Here is a 22,725-nt window from a genome sequence, read left to right on the forward strand (position 1 = left end):
GATGAGGAGCCGGCGCATCAGAATTTGCTCCCGGCGGTCGGCTTGATTTCGAGGGTGACGCCCTCCTGAATCACGACCACGACGTCCTTCGCCGCGCCGACCTCGACGATCGGCCCCGCCTGACGCGCGAGATCGAGATAGAAATCCGTGAGCTTCTCGGACGATCGCGACAGGCCGCCGGCGATGCCGGCCTGTGCGGCGTCGCCCGCATCGAGCGTGCGCACCGAACCCAGCGCCGAGGTCGAGACGTCACCGACGGTGTTCTGGACCGTATCGGCGACCCCGGTGATGGTGCCGGCGATGAACGCGCGGGCGAGCGCAGCCCCGGCGCGGGTGACGACCTTGCCGGAGAGGCCCTTCTTGCCGTCGGCGTCGACGAAGAAGCCCTTGATGGGCTGGTCGACGACCGAGCGTTCGTCGAAATCGACGCAGGAGAGGCTGACCAACTGGACCTCGACCCGTTCCTTCGCGAGCGACCCGGTGGCGTTGCCGATGACGAAGCAGCCGGCGAGGTTGGCTTTGACGTCATTGGGCAGGACGGCGGGGGCTTGCACCCGCGCGATCAATGGTTCGGGATTGTTGGTCGCATCCCGGCTCGCCAGCGCATCGATCCCGGTGAGGAGCCGCGCCTTCATGAAACCAGGTGGCAAATAGATGGTCCGCGTCTTTTTTTTAGCGGCCTGTGCCCCATCGGCGGCCGCGACCGGGCTGGTCGCGGCGCCGATCGCGCCCACGGTCTTCTCGACCGGCGGGGCCGGAGGCGCGGGCGGCGCGGCAGGCGGTGAGGGCGGCTTCGCGACGGACGGATCGATGTCACCGGTCGCGGGCGGTTCGGGAAAATCGGGAACCGAGCCGGGTATTGCCGGAGGCAGATCGCCGTCGAGCGCATGGGGCGGCGTGCCGGCGCCGGGCACGACCTTGCCTTCCTCGATGGCGGTGACGCGATCGCCGAGCAATTGCTGTCCGTCGAGGATCTTCTGGAGGTCGCCGCGCAGCTTGACCTCGAGGCTGTCGCCGCGAAGCCCCGCGCCCATGTCGAGCTTCGAGCTGGGCGATGGCGCGGCCTGCTCGGTCTTGTTGCCGCTCGCCGTATAGAGGCCGAGCCCCAGCACGCCGATCGCGCCGGCGACGCCAAGCTGCCTTAAGCGCAGCTGCTGGCGTGCGGTCAGCGTTTGCCACCGCGTCTTGAGATCGAGCAGCGCGGGGCCGCGCGTATTCTCGCCAGAACGAGGGCGGTCCGCCTCATAGCCGTCGAGGTCGAGTTCCTCCGCGCGATCGTCAGGACCGCGCCCGCGGGGCCCGCGACCGCCGCGAGAGTCCCCGCCGCTCATTGCCCGGCTCCCCGGCGAACGACGATCAGCCGCGCGGCTTCCCCGGCCTCGATATTGCCCCGGTCGAGCGTGATCGCGAAGATGTTGGCGCCGAGCGCGCCGTCGAGAAAACCGCGTTCGTCGAGCTGCGCGCCGCCAGCGGCAGAGACCAGATATTCCGATGCCGAGAGGCCGGACCCGTCGATCTCGATCCGGCGTCGTTCCTCCAGCGTGGCGCCCGGCAGCGCCCGGAGCCGGATCGGACCTGATCGCGGCGCGACGCTGGTGAAGCTCGCCGGGATCCGGTCCTGGAGCATCGAGAGCGTGATCGAGACCGCCCGTTCTTCTTCGACCAGGGGCCCTAGCAGTTCCTCATTGGCGCGGGCGCGCTGGGGAGCACCGGGCTGGAGCAACACCGTCTGCGCCGGAATGTCCGACGGCTCGGCATAGAGCGCATAGACCGCGCCGTTGCAGGTGATGAAGAATTCGGACGGTACGGTGACGAAGCTGCGCGTCACCATCCCGGCATCGTCGATCTCGCGAACGAGGAACTTGATCCAGGCGTCCGATCCGGCACGCTCGACGGCGATCGCCTTTTCGGCCGAAAACCTGACGTCCTCGATTTCGCCGCCCGCGCAGACGACATGGTTGATGTCGCGATTGGACAGGCGAATGGTGCTGGTTTGATCGGGCAGCGCGGTGACGGTCTGCGCCATTGAGGGCAATGGCGTGGCCAGGAGGGCGAGCGCCAACGCCCGCTTAACGGGGGTTCGCATCGAAATTTTCCTCGGTAAGGGCGGTCAGCCAGAAACGGCCATTGTCGATCACGTAGCGAATCCGCAGATTGCCCCGGAATTTGCGGATCACGCCGCCGATCACCCGGACCTTCTCGACCGGCACGAGTATCTCGGTCCGGGTCCAGGTCACGGGCTGATCGGGACGGATGTAGGTCGCGATCGAGAGCGTGGGGTTGTTGGCCAGTTCGTCGAGCAGCCGGTTGAGGCTGTCGCGCAGGCTGTTGTAGGTGGACGGATGCGTGATGCTCAGCAGTTCCTGGAACTGCCGGTCGGCCGAGTAGGCTGAATAGGTTCCCGAAAGCGACACGACATTGCGAGTCATCGAGCGCAGATAGGCCTCGGACGGCTCGCCGCCCGTGACATAGAGGTCGCCGCCCGCGCCGAAGGGGACGATGACCGTCCGGGTGTTCTGGTTGGAGGTGTAGATCACCATGCCCAGCACCGCCGTGATACCGAACAGGCCGATGACGGCGAGCTTCAGCAGTCGGTTCTCCTCGAACAGGTTGCTCGCTCCCTGCAGGTAGCGGTGGATGCCATAGCTGCCGGGCTTGCCGATCAGCGGATCGCGTGGGGGTGTGTCGGGGGATTTGCGTCCGAACATGGCCCGCCTCACTCGTAGAACCGGGTCTGGGTCGGACCCGGATAGTTGGACCAGCGGACAAGCCCCCAGCGCCAGGCCATGTGCGGGATGAAGCCGCGCGGCTTGGTGCGGAGCCAGGGAACGAAAAGGAGAAGACCCGCGACGAGCGCCCAACCGAGCATCCCGCCCACGATCACGGCGACGAAGATCACCGTGATCACGAGCACGAACTCGTCCGATCCAAACCACAGGATCTGGACAGGTTTGTGCAGATATTGGGGTAGCCGCTCGTCCACGAGCCTTCTCCTCCTTGCGTCGTGACCTCCCTGCGAAGCTGGTTGAACTTCGGGGGTTGTCCCGCCAGTGCGCCTCATGCGCCCTGGCCCGTTGAGGTCCGCCGACCGCGCCCAGGCGCGGCGGCGGACCAATCCGTCAGATGACCATTCCGAATGTCTGGAGGATCGAGTCCGCCTTGATCAGGCAGACGGCCGCCACGATGGTCGGGATGCCGATCATGATGTTCGAGAAGAGCCTGCTCACGCCGAACAGGAAGGCCGCGACGCCGCCGACGAAGCCGAGCGGGCCTTTGACCCCTTGATTGACCACGATATCGTAGATGTCGTAGCCGAGGTCGCCGGCCGCCGGCGCCGAGAAGGCGTGAGCCCCACCGGCCCCGAGCAGCGCGAGCAGGGTTACGGGAATGCCGACATTGGCGATTGAGGCGGATTGTCTGCCGAGTGTTTTCAACATGCACTTGCTCCAGGGAAGATGGGCCGCTCCGGGGACTGCTTGCCGGCATCGATGAGGATCGCTGTCGGCCGACGGCGAGGCTGGACGGCCCGGTTCGGGTCCCGCCGCCGGCATTGGGATTTGCGCGGCAGCGGCAGGGCCGATGCACCGCGCGTTCGCGATGTGAGGAGCCGGAAGGCGATCAGCGGCCGGCATTGGCGAGCGCCTTCTTACCGTCGAGGAACGCCTCGATCTCGGCCTGCCGGAAACCGGAAATCATCTGTCCGTCCGCGATCAGGGTTGGCGTGCCGGTGATGCCGGTCTTGCCGACGATTCCTGCATGCGCCTCGACCCTGGCCTTACCTTCCGCGCATGTGCGCAAAGGCGTGGGCGCGGCTCCGGCGTAGATCGCCTTGAACGCCGCTTCCTTGTCCGGGGAGCAAAGGACATGCTCGGCCTTGGCGGCGGCCTCGGCGTGGATGCCGGAGACGAAGAAGATCAGGCGCCGTACCGGCTTGCCTTCGGCGGCCTTCGCCGCCCAGAAGCGCTCGAGCGCGCGGCAATAGGGACAATCGGGATCGGTGAATTCGACAACCGTGGGCGCGCCCGCCGGACCGATGGCGAGAGCCATGCCGGTGTCGATCCCGGCGAGTTTCTTCGCTGAAGCGGTGTTCTGCGCCAGCGCGGTGAGGTTCTGGCCGTTGCGGTCGTAGATTTCCGCGAACAGCAGATGTTCGCTGTCAGGCGCATAATAGATGATGCGGCCGCCTGCCGTCGCCTGATAGATCGGGCCCTTGACGGGCGCCGGCCCGAAATCCTCGAATTGCAGATTGACGAATGTCTGCCGCAATTCGCTTTCCGCGTCGCGCGCGGCGGCGGTAAGCGGATCGGCGGCTTGCGCGAACGCCGCGCCTTGAGCGGCAACCAACAGGGGGAGAGCGAGGGTTGTGGCCCCCAACTTACGGATGCGCATGCGAAGTCTCCTGAAGAGTGCTGGCGGGGCGGGAGAGCAGGCGCGCATCGATATGCGTGCCCGTTCCCACCGGGATGTGATCGGCGGTGACGGTTGCGGGCATCGGCTCCGTCCGGTTCGTCGCGGCGGCGCGCAGAACGAACCCATCGACCGTCGCCACCACGATGCGCGGCTGCTCGGCCACCGGCGCGACAACTGTCTGTCGGCCATGTCCGCCGGGTCCGGCACAGGCCGTCGTCGTGACGATCAGTGCGCCCAGGGCAGCCGTCATCGCTTTGGCAATCGGCATCATGCACGACTCCATGCTGGCGCCCCGCGCCATGGTTGATGAATACTTAATGGTCCGAAGTATCAGGTCCGATTCGACTTGAACCCTCGGAACACGATCTGAGTGATTTGAAACGAAGAGGATTGCAACAGGACCCGGCAGCGTAGTGCCTGAAATGGCGATATTAGCCGTAAATATGCGAACTTAGCCTTATAAACTCGCTTTCGGGATCACATGGCCTGATCCGGTGCCGGTTCGACAATGAAGTTCCTGAATGATCCGATGTGGAGGAAACGGGAAATTATCTGCCCATTGCGCGTCAGAAAATAAATATGCTCGCGCATCCGTTGCAAATGAGCAGAAATATTCCTCTAAAATCATCGGCATCTATTCTTGATGCCGACCGCTTCGCGATTCTACCTTCGCCGGATAACCCACAGAGCCCGACGGGCCGAACCGGGGAGGAAGGACATATGGCATCCGATGGAAAATTCGCCGACGTCGACCTGTCGATCTTCAAGGAACTCAAGAAGCTCTCCGGCGAGAAGATCAGGCAGGCGCGAAAGGCGCTCGGTTTGACGCAGCTGGAGGTCGCCACCGAAATGGGCGGAAGCCTGCGCTGGTATCGCGCGATCGAGTCCGGCGATCCGGGGATAAGGCTGGAGGATCATCTGATCGCACTGCTCCGGCTCGGTGCATCGACCGCGCATATCGCGCTGCCTGTCCTCTATGCGGGCCAACGCATGCGGTTCCCGCGGCAACTGATCCACGGCGACCTCGCCTACATCGAGCGCAAGTGCATCGAGGCGATCTCGGACGCGGTGATCACCGGGTTGAAACAGGACCTCTTGCCGGAATGGTCGCGGAACGACGGGAAGGACCGGTCATGAAAATTGACGGTCCGGTTCGGGCGTGACGCTGGGACAGGAGGAAAAGATGGCGATCTTTCATTTCCATGTGAATATCATCAGCCGCGGCGCTGGACGCAGCATCGTCGCGGCCGCGGCCTGGCAAAACAGCTGCCGGCTGTACGATGAGCGCTACGGCCGGTTTTCCAATTTCGCGAACAAGCGGGCGGTCGCCTGGTCGGCGCTGATACTGCCGTCCGGGGCCCCCGCGCAGTGGGAGGATCGCGAGTGTTTCTGGAACGCATTGGCAGCAGCCGAAATCCGCAAGGACGCGCAGCTCGCCAGGCAGTTCGACGTCGCGCTGCCCGATGAACTGGACCTGCCGGCGTCGATCGCGGTCCTGCGGCGTTTCGCCAGCGAGATATTTTGCGTCGCGGGTTTTGCCGCCGACCTGACGCTGATCGAGATGGGCGACACGCCCAGGGGCAAGCGCCACCATGGCTATCTGCTGATACCGACCCGTCCGATCGTTGACGGGCTGTTTGGCCAGAAACCGCGCGAATGGAACAGTCGCGGGAAGCTGCTCGACATCCGTGCCGCTTGGGCGAGGGTCCTGAACGATAAGTTCGCGGCGCTGGGATATGATGTCCGCGTCGATCATCGATCCAATGAAGAACGTGGCATTAAGGCGGCACCGGTTGCGCATATCGGCGTGGCCCGCAAGCGCATCGCGGCGCGCGCCCGGCAAACATCCTGACAACACCTTACGTTGATGAACATCGGTGGCTTTGCTCATCGCCGCTTCTGGCGCCGCACTCAATTCGCTTTAGCTGCCGTCGATTCCGATGCGTTCCCGATCGCCTTGTTGAGCGCGGCATAGCGGGTTGCGAGGCGCCCATTGCTGTCCGCCAGATCGCGCGACGCCTGCAGCATCGTCCGCTGGCTGTCGATGACGTCCAGCCAGGTGATGACCCCGCCCCGATAGCGCGCGGATGCCAGATCGAACGCGGCCCGCGCGCTGTCGAGCCGCGCGGCCAGCATCGCGTTCTGCTGCTGCTCGGCGGTATAGCCATTGAGCGCATCGTCGATCTCTTGCCAGGCCTGAAGCACGGTCTGCTGGTAGGAGACCGCCGCTTCCTTCTGCTCCAGCTCGCGAAGCTGGACGACGCGCTTGCGCCGCCCGCCATCGAACAGCGGCAGGCTGACGCTCGGCCCGATCGACCAGGCGCGGCTCGCCCAGTCGAACAGGTTCTCGGCTCGATAGGATTCGAGGTTGAACCCACCGCCGAGGCGGATGCTCGGATACATGTCCGCTTTGGCGACACCGATATTGGCAGTGACGCTGTGCAACCGGGCTTCTGCCGCGCGGATATCAGGCCGGCACAACGCGATCTCGGAGGGAAGGCCGAGCGCCAGATCGGGCAGCGCGGGCTTGCCGGCATCGGCCACCGGCTTCAGCAGATCGCCTAGGGCGCCGGGCCGTTCCCCCAGCAGCAGGGCGATCTGGTTGGCCTGCGCGGCTTCCTGGGCGAGCAGCGCGGGCAGTTGCGCCTCGATCCCCTGCAATTCGCTACGCTGGCGTTCGAGATCGAAGTGATTGTTAATCCCACCCGTGGTGCGGGCCGAGAGAAGATCGGTGCGTTCCTTGAGCGCCGTGATGTCCTCCCGCGCGAGCGCAATCTTGCGCTGGGTCGCGCGCAGATCGAAATAATTGCGCGCGACGTCGCTGGCAAGGCTGAGCCGGGCATGATCGAGCAGCGCGGCCTGCTGCGCGACGCCCGCATCGGCCGCCTCGAGCGACCGCCGGACCTTGCCCCAAAGGTCGAGCTCCCAGGAGGCGTCGAGCCCGGTCTGGTAGAGCGTGAACGGCTCGCTCAATAGCTTGACCAGGGCATCCCGATCAGAACCTGACGAGGAGCTCGATACCACGTTGAGCAGCCGCGTACTGGCGCCATGTTCGCTCTGGCGCTGGCGCGACACCTGCCCGCTGGCATTGATCTGCGGCAAGCCCTGCACCGCCGCGCTACCACGCTGGACGCGCGCCTGCGCGACGTGCAGCGCGGCGGTCTGGAGGTCCGGGCTCGCGGCGAAACCGCGGCGCACCAGTTCATCCAGCACGGGATCATTGAACGCCCGCCACCAATCGGCAGGCAATGTGGCGTCCGTGCCGATGGCCCCATGCAGGCTGGCGTCGCCGCTGCGCCAACTCGTCCAGTCGGCGGGCGCGGAGGGCGCCGGCTTCGTGAAGTTCGGTCCCATGGTGCAGCCGGCCAGGGCAAGTGCCATCAGGGAAGAAGCAATTGCCTGCCGGATCGGGATGCTAGATGCGGGCGGAATGAAGGGCATGGCGAAAGTCCAGTTCATCAGGCGAGGCGGTTGCGGAAGAGCCATGCGGCGAGCGGCAGGGTAATGGCTGCCACCACCAGCATCGGCACGAAGTCGAGGGCGACATCGGCGAAGACCGCGCCCTCAAGATAGATGCGGCGCACCATATCGATGCCGAAGCGCAGCGGATTGACGTAGGTGATGAGTTGGAGGATCTGCGGCATGTTGCGCACCGGCGTCAGCATGCCCGACAACAGCATCAACGGCATCACCAGCAGGAAGGTATAGAGCATCGCCTGCTGCATGGTGAGCGACAGGGCCGAGATCGACATGCCGATGCCGACACCCGCGGCCGTGAACGTGACGAGCCCCAGATAGAGCAGCCAGTAGGAACCGTTCATCGGAATCTCGAACCAGAAGCGGATGATGAGCAGGATGATGGTCGACTGGATGAGGCCGACGAGGATCGAGGGAATAGCCTTGCCGATCAGGATCTGCATCAGACCCAGCGGCGTCACCAGCAGCTGGTCGAACGTTCCCTGTTCGCGCTCGCGCGCGACGGACAGCGCCGACAGCAGCAGGGTCTGCAAAAAGCTCAGCGCCGCGATCATTGCGGGCATCAGCGTCCAGCGCGATTCCAGGTTCGGATTATACCAGGCCCGCCGCTCGACGGTGATCGGCGGGCTGCCGCCCAACGAGCGGCCATAATCGGCAACGATCGCGCCGATCTGGCCTGCCGCCGCCCCCGCCGTCGAACTGTTGCGGCCATCAAGGATGATCTGGATCGGCGCGGTATCGCCCACGGTCAACCGATGCTCGAAGTCGGACGGGATGCTGATCGCGAGCAGCACCTTGCCGCTGTCGATGAGGTCGCCGATCTGCGCGTTGGACGCGAGCGCCGCCTCGCGCCGGAACACGCCGGTGCCGTCGAGCCGCGCAAGCAATTCGGTGGAGGCGGCGCTACGGCTCTGGTCGACCACCGCATAGGGCACATGGGTCAGGTCGTAGGTCGCGCCATAACCGAACAGCAGGGCCTGCATGAGGGCCGGGGCGAACAGGATCGTGCGGTTGGCGGGATCCTTGACCAGCGCCAGTATCTCCTTGCGGACGAGCGCGAAGGTCTGGGCGAGCCAGGCGATGAAGTCGGCGCCGAGTGTCAGTCCAGCAACGCGCATCAGTCCAGCCTCTTGCGCAAGGTGCGCCCGGTGACGAAGGCCAGCAGGACGCCGTAGGCGGCGAGAATCGCGCAATTCTTGAGGACCATTGGCCAGATCGTCCCGGCGAGGAACAGCGATTTCACCAGCTCCATGAAGTGCGTTGCGGGCAGAAGCTGGCTGACGATCTGGATCACCAGCGGCACATTGCGCAGGTCGAAGACAAAGCCCGACAGCATCATCGCCGGCATGAAGCTCGCCAGCAGCGCCATCTGGCTGGCGGCGAACTGGTTACGGGTCGTTCCCGAGATGAACAGGCCGAGCAGCAGCGCGACGATCAGGTAGAGCAGCGAGGCGACAATGATGACGAGGAGCGAGCCGCGGATCGGCACCTCGAACAGGAAGCGCGCTGATATCAGGCAGACGCCCATATCGATCGCGCCGATCACCACATAGGGCGCAAGCTTGGAGAGCACGAGCTCCAGCGGGCGAACCGGGGTCACGAACAGCGATTCCAACGTGCCGCGCTCCCATTCCCGCGCAATCAGCAGCGAGGTGAGGAACGCGCCGATCAGGGTCATCACCAGCACGAGGAGGCCGGGCACCAGATACCAGGTGCTGACGCCCGCCTCGTTGAACCAGGTGCGCTGCACCAGCGTGATACCGCCTCCCGATCCGCTACCGGATCGATCCATTATATGGCGAGAGGCTGTCTGGATCCCGCCGTTCACATAGCCTTCGATTGCGGACGCTGTCGTCGAATCCGCGCCGTTGACGATAAGCTGTATCCGCGCATCGCCCGCGGCTCGGCGCTGGGAGAAATCGACCGGCACACGCACGATGCCCTCGACCTTATGCGCGCGGATCAGCCTGACGGCCTCGTCCATGCTCGCGGCTGCGACGGGCACGAGATAGGGTGAGCCGCCGATCCCCGCGACCGCTTCCTGAGCGGCGGGGGAGCGATCCTCCAGCACGATCGCGACCGGCGCATCCTTCACGTCGAAGGACAGGCCGTAGCCGAACAGCAAGATGAGCGCGAGCGGCAGCAGCAGACCGACGAACAGGTTGCTCTTGTCGCGCAGGAGCTGGCGCACTTCCTTGCGGGTCAGCGCGATCAGCCGCCTGTGGAAGCCTGAGGCGCTGCTCATGCGGCCACCTTCTCATTGGTTTGGCGGGCACGGTTCTGTTCGACGATGGCGATGAAAGCCTCGTTCATGTCGCTTGCGTCGTCGCCGGCCTGTTCGCGCACCTCGGCAGGCGTTCCGAGCGCGAGCAGTTCGCCGGCATCCTGGATGGCGATGCGGTCACAATATTCCGCTTCTTCCATGAAATGGGTGGTGATGATGATCGTGACGCCGCCCTGCGCCAGGCTGGTGATCGTGCGCCAGAAGGCGCGGCGCGCGAGCGGGTCGATGCCGCTGGTCGGCTCGTCGAGGAAGAGGATGTCGGGCTCGTGCAGCAGCCCCGCCGCCATGGCGAGCCGCTGCTTGTAACCGACCGGCAGGATGCCGCTCTGCGCCGACGCATCAAGATCGAACTGCGCGATCACCGCCTTGACCCGCTCGCGTTTCCGCTCGCCGCGCAGACCATAAGCGCCGGCGAAGAATTCGAGATTCTCCCTGACCGAGAGGTTGCCGTAGAGCGCGAACTTTTGGCTGACATAGCCGATCCGTGCCCGCGCCTTGGCGCGTGCCGTGCGCAGATCGACACCCGCCACCTCGAGATGACCGCTGGTCGCCGGGAGCAGGCCGCACAGCATGCGAAATGTGGTGGTCTTGCCCGCGCCATTGGGGCCGAGCAGCCCGAAGATCTCACCGCGCTGCACGTCGAAGGACGTGCTGGCAACGGCAGTGAAATCGCCGAACTTGCGGACGAGATCCCGCACGACGATCACTGGCCCGTCCCGTTCCCCGGCAGATGGCGACGCGGTTTCGGCCGTACCGTACCGATCCCCGTCTTCCTTGTTCGTGTTCGCATCATCGGCTGCTTGTGCCGGCTCGTTCTCATGCTCGCGCAACAGCAGCATGAAGGCGTCTTCGAGTTCGGCGTCGCGTGGCTGGACCCTTGTGTCGGACAGCAGGTCGGCCAGCGCTGCTTCGTCGCATTGCGGCCTGCGAATGAAATGAACGTCGCCGCCCTTGGGAACCGCATCGATGATCCGGTCCGGTGCATCGATCAGGCGGGCCTGGAGAACCCGCGCGGGCCGATCCGGCAAGGCGTCGGCCACATAACCGAGGCCTTCGGCCCTCTTTCGCAGCGCATCCGGCGGGCCGTCGGCCAGTATCCTGCCGTGATGGAAAACGAAAATCTGCCCGCAGCGCTCGGCTTCGTCCATGTAAGCGGTGCTGACGATGACGCTCAATTGCTCGTCGGCGATGAGCTGGTCGATGATCTTCCACAGGTCCCGGCGCGAGAGCGGATCGACCCCGACGCTCGGCTCGTCGAGCAGCAGCAGGTCGGGCGAGCGCACCAGCGTGCAGGCTAGCCCCAGCTTCTGCTTCATGCCGCCCGACAGCTTGCCCGCCGGCCGGTCGGTGAAGCGCGCCATGTCGGTCATCTCGAGCATCCGGCCGAAGCGCTCGCGGCGCACCTCCTGCGGCACGCCGTGGAGGTCGGCGTAGAGATCGAGATTTTCCTGGACGCTCAGATCCTCGTAGAGGCCGAAGCGCTGAGGCATATAGCTGATGCGGTTCTGCACCGATTGCGGATCGGCGCGCACGTCGATGCCCAGCACATTGAGGCTGCCCTCGTCGGGGCGCAGCAGCCCCGCCATCATTCGCATGAGCGTGGTCTTGCCCGCGCCGTCGGGACCGACGAAGGCGGTCAGCTCGCCCGCGCGGACGGTCAGCGAGATGTCGTCGATCGCATCGAACGGCTTGCCGTCGGGCGCATCGAAGCGTTTTCGCAAGCCCTCGATCGCGACCGTTATGTCGGGCTCGCTCACCGCGCCGCGCCGCCATTGCCGGTATTGATCCGCACCGTCACCGGCTGCCCAAGCCGCAGGCGGTTGGCCTTGTCCTCGACCTGCACCCGGACCTCATAGACGAGGCTGGTCCGCAGTTCCTCGGTTTCGACCGACTTGGGCGTGAATTCGGCGACCGACGAGATATAGCCGATCCTGCCGGGCACCGGTTGATCGGGCATGCTGTCGCTGACCACGCTCGCCGCCATGCCCGGCTTGATGCGGCCAAGGTCGGGCTGGTTCACATAGACCCGCACCCATTTGGGATCAGCGAGGGCGATGGCGAACACCGCCTTCTGCGGCGAGGCCATGTCGCCCGGTTCGAGCAGGCGCGAGCGCACCACCCCATCGACCGGCGCGCGCAGCACGCCCTGGTCGATCCGGTGCTGGAGCAGCGCGACCTGCGCCTGCGCCGCCTTCACCTGGGCTTCACCACCCGCGACATCTTCCGCCCGCGGGCCACGCCGGGCAAGGCGGAGCGCTTCGGCCTGTTCGCGCGCCCTTGCCCGCGCCGCCACTGCCGTCTTGCTGGCATGATCGACATCCTGCGCGCTGACCCCGCGCCCCTGGGTCGAGGCGGCAATGCCGCGAAGACGCGCGAGATCACCTTCCGCGCGCGCCGCCTCGGCTTCCACCGACGTCAGGCGCGCCTGGGCCTGGGCGATTTCCTCCGGCCGGGAGCCATTGCGCAGGCGCAGCAGATTCTGCCGCTGCACCTCGCCCTGGGCTTTGGCTTCCTCGGCCTGCAGGTTGAGCGACACGGTATCGAGCGTGGCCAGGATGCTTCCCGCCTTCACGCTGTCACCTTCCTCCGCCCGCACTTGTGCGATGCGGCCGCTGTCCTCGAACGCGAGCGAAACCTGCCGCACATCGACATTGCCCTGAAGGACAAGTTCGGTCTTGCCGGCATCTTTCCCGCCACACCCACTCAGCGCCAGTCCGGCCATGCCGAGGATACTAAGGGTGCGATTGTGCATGTGACGACTCCGGACGGTGAGGACTGCGGCGAAAAGAATGTTAGTCTAAATCGGATTTAATGTTCGACTTGTCCTACAATCTGATCCGGTTCAAGAGCAAATCATGAATGGCAAACCCCTCCGAGGCCCCCGGTCGGACGGTGCGGCGACCCGCGCGCGCATATTGGAAAGCGCTGGCACATTGTTCGCGTCGCAGGGGCTGGCCTCTACCACGAGCAAGGCGATCGCCGCGAAGGCGGAAGTCGACCTTGCCTCGATCAACTATCATTTCGGCAATCGCGATGGCCTCTACCGGGCCGTGCTGGTCGAGGCGCATCGACGGTTTGTACGGCTTGAGGAACTCGAGCGGATATCTGCAAGCCAGGTGATGCCCGAAGAAAAGCTTGGCACGCTGCTCGATGCCATCGTCGGCCGCCTCGCCGGGCCCTCGCATTGGAGTACTGCCGTGCTGGTTCGGGAACTTGCGGCGCCGTCCGCGCATTTTGCCGTCCTGCGCGACGAGGAAGCGCCGCCCAAGCTTCGCGTCGCGCTGCGGATATTGAGCGACGTGAGCGGGATACCCATCGGCGCGCCGGAACTGCTCTGCTGCCTGATCAGCGTGGCCGCGCCATGCGCCATGCTGCTGATCGCCGGCGATAACCTGCCCGCACCGGGCAGGGACATATTGCGGATCGATCGCCGGGCGCTGGCGGACCATTTGCATCGTTTCGCGCTCGCGGGCCTGAACGCTGCCGGGCAGGACTATCGCGCGCGCCATGAGGAAGACAATGCCCAATTGCCAGCCTGACATTCATCCGCGCCAATCCGGGCGGACAGCCGCATTTGTCTTTGGCTTCGTCTTCCTTCTGAAGGCAGTTCTTCGTCGGCTATGGCGAGAATCTGTTCGACTATGACCGCAATGCGACACGCCTCAGGATCGGCGTGGTATTGGCGCGGTAGCCTTGGCGTCCTAGCCTCGTGTAAGGCTATAAAGCACCGAGAGCCGACAAGTAGGCACTGGATTGCCCAAAAATGCGATCTTGGCCCCTTTGGGGACTTTCCGTGAAATGCTAACCTGACATTGCGTTGTGGTCTCCCCGCGCTGCCCGACGGGTCAGCGATCCATGCACTATTTCAATCAGAATGCTTCTGGCCGAGTGTGGCGCCCTTTTGCACCCTGTGGTCGCTGCATCGTCCGATCATCTCAGAGTTATCGGAAGAGGAGGGGGAAGGGAGAAAGCGCAAGCCGTGGAGAGATCGCTGCCGGTAGCTCCATTTCCCCAATCGCGCCTCTGGAGTCAGCAGACGGTCAGATTGGATGTTACCATGCCTGACCTGCTCGCGTTCTCCGACCTGAAGGCGAAGGGCATTCCTTTCACCCGGCAGCATGTAGCACGCCTGATCAAGCAAGGGCGGTTTCCCGCGCCGATAAAGTTGGGCGTCGGGACAAACCGCTGGATATCGTCCGAAATCGACGACTGGATCGATCTGCGTAAAGCCGATCGCGACGCATTATTGAAAGCGCGTGAGGCACGCGCCTAGGACCGCAGGGGCAATTCGCCCATCGCCAACGGTGTAGAACAGCCTCTGGCTGAACTCCGCGCGTTATCTGAACACGCGAATCGCCCGTACCCGCGGTGCATCCATGCGGGTGCCAGTCATGTCGTGACGGGATGCGGCCCCCGGGCATCAGCTGTGCCGGCACTTTTTTGAACATCCTGGAGCCGCGCATCACATGGAATCTGTAGCGCAGTTTGTAGCGCAAAACGCAAAAAGAGAAAATCACCTTGCGGCGATTTCCTTGCATACTATTGATTTCACTAGAGAATTTGGTGGACGCACTTGGGCTCGAACCAAGGACCCGCTGATTAAGAGTCAGCTGCTCTACCAACTGAGCTATGCGTCCACACCCGCTTTCGGCTGGTCCGGATGGACCGTCGCCTTGGCGTGGGCGGGCTGTTAGCAGTCGCATCGCACTTTGCAAACAGGAAATCGCTCGCCCAGACGAATTTTTGCGGACAGGGCCGTTTCAGCCCCAATTGCCCGGCCGGCTGCGCCGCCGCCCCGACCGCTCGATGGCCATGATGATGCCGACGCACAGCATGACCGTCAGCATCGACGATCCGCCATAGGACATGAAGGGCAGGGGGATGCCCACCACCGGCGCCAGCCCCATGACCATCATCAGGTTGATCGCGACATAGAAGAAGATCGTCGTGGTCAGCCCCGCCGCCACCAGCCGGGCATATTTGTCCTGGCTGCGCATCGACACGCCGATCCCCCAGCGGAACAACAGCATGAATGCGCCGATCAGCAGCACGCCGCCCATCAGCCCCCATTCCTCCGCCATGGTGGCGAAGACGAAGTCGGTATGCCCTTCCGGCAGGTAATCCAGATGGCTCTGCGTGCCCTGCAGGAACCCCTTGCCGAAGATGCCGCCCGATCCGATGGCGATCTTCGACTGGCTGATATGGTATCCCGCGCCCAGCGGATCGCTCTCCGGGTCCATGAAGATCAGCACGCGGTTCTTCTGATAATCATGCAGGAAGCTGAAGGCGATGGGCACGATGGCGGCGAAGGCCAGCCCTGATCCGACGAACAGCCGCAAAGGCAGGCCCGCCAGGAACATCACCGTCACACCGCCCGCCGCGATCATGGTCGCGGTGCCCAGATCGGGCTGCACCAGCACCAGCGCCCAGGGCACGCCGATCAGCACCAGCGCCGGCCAAATCGCGTTCCATCGCCTGATCTCCCCCACCGGCAGCAGCGCATAGAAGCGCGCCACCGCCAGCACGATGACCGGCTTCATGAATTCGGATGGTTGCAACTGCATGAAGCCCAGGTTGATCCACCTCTGGCTGCCCCCCGCAACGCCGCCGATCAATTCGACCAGGAACAGCGCGACCAGCACGACGCCATAGGCGGGAAAGGCGAAACGGGCGAATAATTCCAGCGGAATGCGGCTCAGCACCAGCGCCATGCCGGTGAATATGACGAAGCGCACGCCCTGGTTGATCGCCCAGGGGGTGATGCTGCCCCCCGCCGCGCTGTACAGCACCAGCGTCCCGAATCCGGCGATGGCCAGCAATATGCCGATCACCCGCCACGGAAATTCGGCCAGAGGTTCCGGAACGATGCTCATGGCGCGCTATCCGCTGGAGGAGGCGCATCGTCGGCTTCGGCCGGAGCGGGCGGTGGAACTGGAGCCACAGGCGCAGCGGCGGCGCTGTTGCCCACCTCGGCCGCATTGGCTGCATTGGCCGCCTCCGGGGGCGGCGCCTCTCCCTTCTCAATCGCTTTCGCCAGACGATAGGCCGCCATCTGCCGTGCCATCCGCTCGGCAGGGGGGCCTCCCCAATCCTTCTCGATTGTCTCCAGCTTCTCCATCGCCTTCGCCTGATCGAACAGATAGGTCATGGTGTCGGCCGCGATCATCGGCGCGTCCTCGATCCGGTTGACGTGTCCGCCATGCTCGATGATGCAGGCGATGGCATAGCGCGGATTGTCGAACGGCGCGAAACCCTGGAACAGCGCATGGTCGCGCAGCTTGAAGGGCAGGGACGCGTTGCTGCGCACGCCGCCGCCGCGTTCCGCCATGGTGATGCGCCGCACCTGCGCCGTGCCGGTCTTGCCCGCCATCATCACGCCGGGCAGGGGAATGCGCGCCGCGCCGCCGGTGCCGCCGCCGTTCACCACCGCGCTCATCGCATCGCGGATCGTCACCAGATGCTCCTCATTCACGCCCACCGGTTCAGGCGCAGGCCGCTCCGCCCCGAAGAGGAAGTTCGGCATCAACTGCCGCCCTGTCGCCAGCCGGGACGCCATCACCGCCATCTGCAACGGATTGATCAGCATATAGCCCTGCCCGATGGTCGCGTTGACGGTATCGTAGACCTGCCATTTCTGATTATATTTCTTCAGCTTCCACGCCGGATCGGGCACCGTGCCGAAACTCTGACTGGGGAAGGGCAGGGCGAATTTCTGCCCCATGCCCACGCGCCGGGCCATGCTGGCGATGCGATCCATGCCGATCCGCTGCGCCATCTGGTAGAAATAAATGTCGCAACTCTGCGCGATCGCCCCCCGCATGTTGAGCGACCCATGACCGCGCCGCTTGTGGCAGTGGAACAGCGTGTTGCCGACCCGGATCGCGCCCGCGCAACTCACCGTGTCCATGGGCGAAATCCCCGCCTCCAGCAGCGCCAGCGCCACCATCGGCTTCACCGTCGACCCCGGCGGATAAAGCCCCTGCAACGTCTTGTTGCGCAGCGGCACATGGTCGTCCTTCGACAACATGTCCCATTCCAGATGGCTGATGCCGTCGGAAAAGCTGTTGGGATCGAAACTGGGCATCGACGCCATGGCCAGCACATCGCCATTATGGCAGTCGATCACCACCACCGACCCGCTCTGCGTCGCCAGCCTGCGCCCGGCATATTCCTGCAAGCCCGCATCGATGGTCAGCTTGATCGGATTGCCCGGCGTGTCGGGCCGGGTGGTCAGTTCCCGCACGATCTTGCCCCGCGCCGTCACCTCCACCCGCTTCGCGCCCGGCTTGCCGGTCAGTTCCCGGTCGAACGACCGCTCCAGCCCATCCTTGCCGACCTTGAAGCCCGGCGTAATCAGCAGCGGGTCTTTCCGCTCCTCATATTCCTTGGCCGACGCCGCGCCGACATAGCCCAGCAAATGCCCGACCGTCGCCCCCGCCGGATAGTTGCGCGAAAATCCCTGGCTGGGCGCGACCCCTGGCAAGTCGGGCAACCGCACGCTGACGGCGGCGAACTGGTCGTAGGTCAGCTTCTCCGCCACCTGCACCGGCCGGAAGCCCGCCGACTTGTCCAGCTCCTCCTTGATCCGCTCCACCTCGTCATCGCCCAGCGCCAGCAGATGGGCCAGGCTGCGGATGGTATTTTCCGCATCCGTCGCTCGCTCCGGGATCAGGTCGACGCGAAAGTCGGTCCGGTTATTCGCCAGCGGCCGCCCGTTACGGTCAATAATCCAGCCCCGCCGCGGCGGAATCAGCGTCAGATTGACCCGGTTGCTCTCCGACAGCAGATTATATTTCTCATTCTCCGCCACGCTGATCCAGCCCATCCGCCCGACCAGCAACGCTCCAATCGCCCCCTGCAACCCGCCCACCACCATCGCCCGGCGAGTGAAGGTGAAGGACAGGGATGCTTCGGTGACGGTCTTCTTCTTGAGCAGGGGCAGCTTCATGCCATCACGCGCCAGCTATCGATCCGGGCGCATTGCCGGACGACGAAGGGAAAGAGCAGCACGGTCCAAAGCATTTGCGGCGCAACCAGCAACAGCTTGATATTTCCTCCGCCGGTGATCCGCGCAAAGAAAACGCCGCCGGCGATGCAGAAGATAATCGCCGCCGCCGCGATTAACCAGTCCTGCCGGTAACTGCGCCAGACCATGCGATGTTCGACGGCGTCGATGCCGATCAGCGTGACGGTCCACAGGAACATGGCCGACCCGATGGGCTGGCCGCTGGCGATGTCGTCGAACAGGCCCAGCGGCACGCCGATCCATGTTCGCCATAATTCCGGGCGCAGCAGCCGCCAGGACAGCATCAGCAACAGGCCGAAGGGCGGCATGACCGGCGACTGCGCGATCACCGGCAGCGTCGTCACCAGCGACCCCAGCATCACCGTGATCACCGGCGTCCCCGCCAACCGGAAGCGCGACGGATGACGGCCCAGGCGCGGCACATGCTGCATATGCGGGTCGATCATGGCGGGGGCGCATCTACCGAAGCGTTCGCCCCTGCTTCGGGCTGAATGGGCGGCTCGACTGGCGCATTGGCGTCGCTCCGCGTCACCGTTTCCTCAAAGGACCGCTCGACCACCACGGCGTCCACCTTGGACGGATTGGCGAGCGGCACGCCATAGGCGATCTCGCCCTCTATCCGCACGATCACCGCGACCGGAATATTGGGCTGATAGACCCCGCCGATCCCCGACGTCACCAGCAGGTCGCCCGGCTTGAACGGATTGCGCCCCGCCGCCAGCGCCCGGATTTCCAGCGTTCCGTCGCCAAGCCCGGTCGAAATGGCGGGTACACTGTCATTGGCCCGCCGCACCGGCACGATATTGCTGGTATCGGTCAGCAGCAGCACTTCGGCCGTATTGGGCGTGGTGATATGGATGCGCCCGATCAGCCCCTCAGGCGCACGAACAGGCATGCCCGGCCGCACCCCCTGCCAGCGCCCCGCATTCAACCGTGCATAACGCCGCGTGCTGGAGGAGGAGGAGGCGATCAGTCGCGCCGTCAGCAATTCGCTGCCGTCATCCTCGACCAGTTTCAGCAGTTTCTTGAGCCGCAGATTCTCCTGCGCCACGGCCTTCGCCTCGATGATCCGGTTGCGGTCATTCTCCACCTGCCGCCGCAGCGCGACATTCTGCGACCCGGCGCGCCAGAAGGAGGCGAGCACCTCATCGACCGAAGCGACCCCGCTCACCATATTCTTGAGCGTCAACGAAGCCGGACGCGTGACCTCCGCCGTCGCGATGCGGATCGCGGCGAACCCAGTCGGATCGAAAATGGCGACAACCACCAGAAGCAGGCCGACGGCGGCGCCCGTCATCGCCACCACATAGCTGGCGAAGAGGCTATATTGCGCCTTCCGGTTGTGTCCGGGACGTCGGCTGGGTGGCCGCGCCATCCACTTGCCCCCTTAAGCGGTCTGGAGAACGCCCCGGAAGATCGGATCTTCCATCGCCCGGCCAGTGCCGATGGCGACGCAGGTCAGCGGATCTTCGGCGATGGTGACGGGCAGGCCGGTCTCGTCGCGCAGCTCGTCGTCCAGCCCCTTCAGCAGCGCGCCGCCGCCGGTCAGGACGATGCCCTGATCGACAATGTCCGCCGCCAGTTCCGGCGCGGTATTCTCCAGAGCGATGCGAACGCCCTCGACGATGGTGCTGATCGGCTCCGCGAGAGCGTCGGCGATCTGCCCCTGGTTGATCGAGATTTCCTTGGGCACCCCGTTCACCAGATCGCGGCCCTTGATGTGGATCGTCTCGCCCACGCCGTCTTCGGGCGGCTGCGCGACGCCGAACTGCTTCTTGATCCGCTCGGCGGTCGCTTCGCCGATGAGCAGATTGTGATGACGGCGCACGAAGGAGACGATGGCCTCGTCCATCTTGTCCCCGCCGACACGGACGGAAGTAGTGTAGGCCAGACCCCGCAGCGAAAGCACCGCGACTTCGGTCGTGCCGCCGCCGATATCGACCACCATCGACCCGATCGGTTCAGTCACCGGCATGTCCGCGCCAATCGCGGCGGCCATCGGCTCCTCGATCAGGAACACCTGCGAAGCGCCCGCATTGCTGGCCGCGTCGCGAATCGCGCGGCGCTCCACGCTGGTGGAACCCGACGGCACGCAGATCACGATTTCCGGGAAGCGCCAGGGCCGCGATTTGCCGCCATGCACCTTGGTGATGAAATGCTTGATCATCTGCTCCGCGACGTCGATGTCCGCGATCACGCCGTCCCGCAGCGGCCGGATGGCTTCGATCGAATCGGGCGTCTTGCCCATCATCAGCTTGGCGTCGTCGCCGACCGCCTTGACCCGCTTCACGCCGTTCAGCGTCTCGACCGCCACCACCGAAGGTTCGTTCAGCACGATGCCGCGCCCGCGCACATAGACCACGGTGTTCGCCGTGCCGAGGTCGATGGCCATGTCCTGGGAGGAGAGTTTGAAAAGTCGCGAGAAGATCGACATGCCTGTTCCTGTTCAGCCCACCCCCCCGGCGAAGCGAACCGGGTCAGTCGGAAAGTTCGCCCCACGTTTCACCCGCCCCCTTGGGTTAACCAAAATTTTCTTGAGGCTTGTGTCTCGCGGAAAGCGCTCGCTTGGGCTAGTCACTAATCAATGTCAATACGCCGTCTGCCCGAACATCTGGTCAATCGCATCGCCGCGGGCGAAGTGGTCGAAAGACCCGCCAGCGCGCTCAAGGAAATCGTTGAAAATGCGGTGGATGCCGGATCGCGCCGGATCGCCATCCGCATCGCGAACGGGGGCCTCGACAGGATCGAGGTCAGTGACGACGGCTGCGGCATGGATTCATCGGAAATCGCGCTGGCGCTGGAACGCCACGCCACGTCCAAATTGCCCGACGACGCCATCGAAAATGTCGCCACGTTGGGCTTCCGTGGCGAAGCCTTGCCCTCTATCGCCAGCGTCGCCCGCCTCTCCATCGACAGCCGCCCGGCGGGCAGCGACGGCTGGAACCGCACCGTCGACAATGGCGTGGTGGTGAACGAAGGCCCCGCCGCCCTGCCGCCGGGCACGCGGGTGATAGTCGAACAATTGTTCGGCAAAGTCCCCGCCCGCCGCAAATTCCTGCGCTCGGCCAAGGCGGAATATGCCGCCTGCCTGGACGTGGTCCGCCGCCTCGCCATGGCGCATCCCGCCATCGCCTTCAGCATGGAACATGACGGCCGCCGGGTGCTGGGCGTGCAGGCGGACGAAGCGCGGGAGGATCGCGTCGCCGCGCTCACCGACCGGGCGCTGGCGGACAATCATGTCATCGTCGCACTGGAACGGGAAGGGGTGCGCCTCTCCGGCGTGGCCTCGCTCCCCACCTATAATCGCGGCGTGGGCGATCATCAGTTCCTGTTCGTTAACGGTCGCCCGGTGCGCGACCGGCTGCTCGTCGGCGCAGTGCGCGGCGCCTATGCCGACATGCTGGCGCGGGACCGGCACCCGGTCGTCGCCCTGTTCCTGGACGTCCCACCGCTGGAGGTCGACGTCAACGTCCACCCCGCCAAGACGGAGGTGCGCTTCCGCGACCCCGCGCTGATCCGGGGCATGATCGTCTCCGGCCTGCGCCGCGCCCTGGATGCGGAGGGTTTCCGCGCCGTCCAGCATGCCGACCCCGCAGGTCTCTCCGCATGGAGGCCCGAACCCGTCTCCCCCACGCCGATCGGCGCCATGCCGATCTTCGAAGCCGCAGGCGCGCCCGTTCCGGCCTACTCTGTGGCCGAACGCCGCCCGACCTTCCTCACCCCTCCGCCCCAGGCCCGCGCCGAACCCGCCGCCGCGCCCGCCCCGGAAGGTACCAGCTTCCCGCTTGGCGTCGCCAGAGGTCAGGTCGCCCGCACATATATCGTGGCGGAGGCGGAGGACGGCCTCGTCATCGTCGACCAGCACGCCGCCCATGAACGGCTGACGCTGGAGAGGATGCGCCGCGCTATGGAAGGGCAGGGGGTGGCGGCGCAGGCGCTTCTCCTCCCCGAAGTGGTCGAACTGGACGAACCAGCCTGCGACCGGCTGGAAGCGCGCATCGCGGAACTCAAGGATTTCGGGCTGGAACTGGAACGCTTCGGCCCCGCCGCCATGCTGGTCCGCGCGACCCCGGCGATGTTGGGGCAGGGCGACGTACAGGGGCTGGTGTCGGATCTGGCCGACGACCTCGCCGCCTATGACAGCGCGCTTTCCCTGAAGGAGCGCCTGGACCTGGTCGCCGCCACCATGGCCTGCCACGGCTCCGTCCGCGCAGGCCGGATATTGAGCGTGGCGGAAATGAACGCCCTGCTCCGCGAAATGGAGATCACCCCCCGCAGCGGCCAATGCAACCACGGCCGCCCCACCTGGGTAAAGCTCGGCCATGGCGACATAGAAAAACTCTTCGGCAGAAAGTAACCTCCCCCAATCCTCCCCATCAAAGATGGGGAGGGGGACCGGCCGAAGGCTGGTGGAGGGGAAATAACCCAACCTAACCCATCCGGAAGGAACCAGAAAAAAATGAACCGGCTCCTCTTCCTCCTCGCGCTAACCCCGCTGAACGCCCAGGCCGCCCCAGCCCCCTGCGCC

At 65.0% G+C, this 22,725-nt stretch carries 22 protein-coding genes and 1 tRNA gene; 5 read left to right on the plus strand and 18 right to left on the minus strand.

From position 1 onward, the window contains the following. Positions 1–17: 17 nt before the first annotated feature. The 7 genes from BV95_RS01505 to BV95_RS01535 form a co-directional block, all read right to left on the minus strand. Positions 18–1,331, minus strand: coding sequence for a TraB/VirB10 family protein (locus BV95_RS01505; protein WP_013846822.1), 1,314 nt, complete (start codon positions 1,329–1,331; stop codon positions 18–20). Continuing rightward, on the minus strand, positions 1,328–2,086 hold the full coding sequence (locus BV95_RS01510) for a type-F conjugative transfer system secretin TraK (RefSeq protein ID WP_013846821.1): 759 nt from the start codon (positions 2,084–2,086) through the stop codon (positions 1,328–1,330). The genes BV95_RS01505 and BV95_RS01510 overlap by 4 nt, the downstream gene beginning before the upstream one ends. Further along, positions 2,070–2,708: a TraE/TraK family type IV conjugative transfer system protein gene (locus BV95_RS01515; protein WP_013846820.1), complete on the minus strand. Its 639-nt coding sequence runs from the start codon at positions 2,706–2,708 to the stop codon at positions 2,070–2,072. The genes BV95_RS01510 and BV95_RS01515 overlap by 17 nt, the downstream gene beginning before the upstream one ends. Before the next feature lie 8 nt (positions 2,709–2,716). Beyond that, positions 2,717–2,983: a type IV conjugative transfer system protein TraL gene (locus tag BV95_RS01520; protein ID WP_013846819.1), complete on the minus strand. Its 267-nt coding sequence runs from the start codon at positions 2,981–2,983 to the stop codon at positions 2,717–2,719. Positions 2,984–3,119: 136 nt separating this feature from the next. Then, complete coding sequence (locus tag BV95_RS01525; RefSeq protein WP_013846818.1) at positions 3,120–3,437, minus strand: hypothetical protein; 318 nt, start codon at positions 3,435–3,437, stop codon at positions 3,120–3,122. 181 nt (positions 3,438–3,618) lie between these two features. Next, a complete protein-coding gene (locus BV95_RS01530; RefSeq protein ID WP_013846817.1) occupies positions 3,619–4,389 on the minus strand; it encodes a DsbC family protein in 771 nt (256 codons plus the stop codon). Further along, entirely contained in the window at positions 4,376–4,681 is a 306-nt protein-coding gene (locus BV95_RS01535) for a hypothetical protein (protein WP_013846816.1), read from the minus strand. The genes BV95_RS01530 and BV95_RS01535 overlap by 14 nt, the downstream gene beginning before the upstream one ends. 260 nt (positions 4,682–4,941) lie before the next feature. On the opposite strand from BV95_RS01535, the gene BV95_RS01540 reads away from it, so the two are divergent. Then, positions 4,942–5,547 (plus strand): helix-turn-helix domain-containing protein, encoded by a 606-nt coding sequence (locus BV95_RS01540; protein WP_233423676.1) that lies wholly within the window; start codon positions 4,942–4,944, stop codon positions 5,545–5,547. 46 nt (positions 5,548–5,593) lie between these two features. After that, a complete protein-coding gene (locus BV95_RS01545) occupies positions 5,594–6,262 on the plus strand; it encodes a MobA/MobL family protein (protein WP_013846814.1) in 669 nt (222 codons plus the stop codon). Positions 6,263–6,321: 59 nt separating this feature from the next. On the opposite strand, the gene BV95_RS01550 is transcribed toward BV95_RS01545, so the two are convergent. The 5 genes from BV95_RS01550 to BV95_RS01570 are packed head-to-tail and all read right to left on the minus strand — an operon-like array spanning position 6,322 to position 12,923. Next, positions 6,322–7,869, minus strand: a complete 1,548-nt coding sequence (locus BV95_RS01550) for an efflux transporter outer membrane subunit (protein WP_234703078.1) — start codon at positions 7,867–7,869, stop codon at positions 6,322–6,324. Beyond that, positions 7,869–9,005, minus strand: coding sequence for an ABC transporter permease (locus BV95_RS01555; protein WP_013846812.1), 1,137 nt, complete (start codon positions 9,003–9,005; stop codon positions 7,869–7,871). Before BV95_RS01555 ends, BV95_RS01550 begins: the two co-directional genes overlap by 1 nt. Beyond that, on the minus strand, positions 9,005–10,132 hold the full coding sequence (locus BV95_RS01560) for an ABC transporter permease (RefSeq protein WP_013846811.1): 1,128 nt from the start codon (positions 10,130–10,132) through the stop codon (positions 9,005–9,007). The genes BV95_RS01555 and BV95_RS01560 overlap by 1 nt, the downstream gene beginning before the upstream one ends. After that, on the minus strand, positions 10,129–11,928 hold the full coding sequence (locus BV95_RS01565) for an ATP-binding cassette domain-containing protein (RefSeq protein ID WP_013846810.1): 1,800 nt from the start codon (positions 11,926–11,928) through the stop codon (positions 10,129–10,131). Before BV95_RS01565 ends, BV95_RS01560 begins: the two co-directional genes overlap by 4 nt. Beyond that, positions 11,925–12,923 (minus strand): HlyD family secretion protein, encoded by a 999-nt coding sequence (locus BV95_RS01570; RefSeq protein WP_013846809.1) that lies wholly within the window; start codon positions 12,921–12,923, stop codon positions 11,925–11,927. Before BV95_RS01570 ends, BV95_RS01565 begins: the two co-directional genes overlap by 4 nt. 103 nt (positions 12,924–13,026) lie before the next feature. Between BV95_RS01570 and BV95_RS01575 the strand changes: the two genes are divergently transcribed. Together BV95_RS01575 and BV95_RS01580 are read left to right on the plus strand one after the other, a co-directional pair. Next, on the plus strand, positions 13,027–13,710 hold the full coding sequence (locus BV95_RS01575; RefSeq protein WP_013846808.1) for a TetR/AcrR family transcriptional regulator: 684 nt from the start codon (positions 13,027–13,029) through the stop codon (positions 13,708–13,710). A 518-nt stretch (positions 13,711–14,228) separates the two neighbouring features. Further along, entirely contained in the window at positions 14,229–14,444 is a 216-nt protein-coding gene (locus tag BV95_RS01580) for a helix-turn-helix transcriptional regulator (protein ID WP_013846807.1), read from the plus strand. Positions 14,445–14,732: 288 nt separating this feature from the next. On the opposite strand, the gene BV95_RS01585 is transcribed toward BV95_RS01580, so the two are convergent. From BV95_RS01585 to BV95_RS01610, 6 genes are all read right to left on the minus strand, one after another. Continuing rightward, positions 14,733–14,808, minus strand: a tRNA-Lys gene (locus BV95_RS01585). Positions 14,809–14,931: 123 nt separating this feature from the next. Further along, positions 14,932–16,044, minus strand: coding sequence for a rod shape-determining protein RodA (gene rodA / locus BV95_RS01590; RefSeq protein WP_013846806.1), 1,113 nt, complete (start codon positions 16,042–16,044; stop codon positions 14,932–14,934). Then, positions 16,041–18,119, minus strand: a complete 2,079-nt coding sequence (gene mrdA, locus BV95_RS01595; RefSeq protein WP_037446417.1) for a penicillin-binding protein 2 — start codon at positions 18,117–18,119, stop codon at positions 16,041–16,043. Before mrdA ends, rodA begins: the two co-directional genes overlap by 4 nt. Then, a complete protein-coding gene (gene mreD / locus BV95_RS01600; protein ID WP_037446420.1) occupies positions 18,116–18,643 on the minus strand; it encodes a rod shape-determining protein MreD in 528 nt (175 codons plus the stop codon). Before mreD ends, mrdA begins: the two co-directional genes overlap by 4 nt. Next, positions 18,640–19,572 (minus strand): rod shape-determining protein MreC, encoded by a 933-nt coding sequence (mreC, locus tag BV95_RS01605; RefSeq protein ID WP_037446423.1) that lies wholly within the window; start codon positions 19,570–19,572, stop codon positions 18,640–18,642. Before mreC ends, mreD begins: the two co-directional genes overlap by 4 nt. 12 nt (positions 19,573–19,584) lie before the next feature. Further along, the gene (locus BV95_RS01610; protein ID WP_007685698.1) at positions 19,585–20,631 is read right to left on the minus strand and encodes a rod shape-determining protein; all 1,047 of its coding nucleotides are present in this window, start codon (positions 20,629–20,631) and stop codon (positions 19,585–19,587) included. Positions 20,632–20,781: 150 nt separating this feature from the next. Between BV95_RS01610 and mutL the strand changes: the two genes are divergently transcribed. Then, a complete protein-coding gene (gene mutL, locus BV95_RS01615; RefSeq protein ID WP_013846802.1) occupies positions 20,782–22,554 on the plus strand; it encodes a DNA mismatch repair endonuclease MutL in 1,773 nt (590 codons plus the stop codon). Positions 22,555–22,725: the final 171 nt, after the last annotated feature.

The sequence above is a fragment of the Sphingobium chlorophenolicum genome (assembly GCF_000722875.1).
GTDB lineage: Bacteria > Pseudomonadota > Alphaproteobacteria > Sphingomonadales > Sphingomonadaceae > Sphingobium > Sphingobium chlorophenolicum.

Coding starts and splice junctions, on each gene's coding strand:
- BV95_RS01505 (WP_013846822.1), bottom strand. CDS start 1,331: ATGAGCGGCGGGGACTCTCGCGGCGGTCGCGGGCCCCGCGGGCGCGGT.
- BV95_RS01510 (WP_013846821.1), bottom strand. CDS start 2,086: ATGCGAACCCCCGTTAAGCGGGCGTTGGCGCTCGCCCTCCTGGCCACG.
- BV95_RS01515 (WP_013846820.1), bottom strand. CDS start 2,708: ATGTTCGGACGCAAATCCCCCGACACACCCCCACGCGATCCGCTGATC.
- BV95_RS01525 (WP_013846818.1), bottom strand. CDS start 3,437: ATGTTGAAAACACTCGGCAGACAATCCGCCTCAATCGCCAATGTCGGC.
- BV95_RS01530 (WP_013846817.1), bottom strand. CDS start 4,389: ATGCGCATCCGTAAGTTGGGGGCCACAACCCTCGCTCTCCCCCTGTTG.
- BV95_RS01535 (WP_013846816.1), bottom strand. CDS start 4,681: ATGATGCCGATTGCCAAAGCGATGACGGCTGCCCTGGGCGCACTGATC.
- BV95_RS01545 (WP_013846814.1), top strand. CDS start 5,594: ATGGCGATCTTTCATTTCCATGTGAATATCATCAGCCGCGGCGCTGGA.
- BV95_RS01550 (WP_234703078.1), bottom strand. CDS start 7,869: ATGAACTGGACTTTCGCCATGCCCTTCATTCCGCCCGCATCTAGCATC.
- BV95_RS01555 (WP_013846812.1), bottom strand. CDS start 9,005: ATGCGCGTTGCTGGACTGACACTCGGCGCCGACTTCATCGCCTGGCTC.
- BV95_RS01560 (WP_013846811.1), bottom strand. CDS start 10,132: ATGAGCAGCGCCTCAGGCTTCCACAGGCGGCTGATCGCGCTGACCCGC.
- BV95_RS01570 (WP_013846809.1), bottom strand. CDS start 12,923: ATGCACAATCGCACCCTTAGTATCCTCGGCATGGCCGGACTGGCGCTG.
- BV95_RS01575 (WP_013846808.1), top strand. CDS start 13,027: ATGAATGGCAAACCCCTCCGAGGCCCCCGGTCGGACGGTGCGGCGACC.
- BV95_RS01580 (WP_013846807.1), top strand. CDS start 14,229: ATGCCTGACCTGCTCGCGTTCTCCGACCTGAAGGCGAAGGGCATTCCT.
- rodA (WP_013846806.1), bottom strand. CDS start 16,044: ATGAGCATCGTTCCGGAACCTCTGGCCGAATTTCCGTGGCGGGTGATC.
- mrdA (WP_037446417.1), bottom strand. CDS start 18,119: ATGAAGCTGCCCCTGCTCAAGAAGAAGACCGTCACCGAAGCATCCCTG.
- mreD (WP_037446420.1), bottom strand. CDS start 18,643: ATGATCGACCCGCATATGCAGCATGTGCCGCGCCTGGGCCGTCATCCG.
- mreC (WP_037446423.1), bottom strand. CDS start 19,572: ATGGCGCGGCCACCCAGCCGACGTCCCGGACACAACCGGAAGGCGCAA.
- BV95_RS01610 (WP_007685698.1), bottom strand. CDS start 20,631: ATGTCGATCTTCTCGCGACTTTTCAAACTCTCCTCCCAGGACATGGCC.
- mutL (WP_013846802.1), top strand. CDS start 20,782: ATGTCAATACGCCGTCTGCCCGAACATCTGGTCAATCGCATCGCCGCG.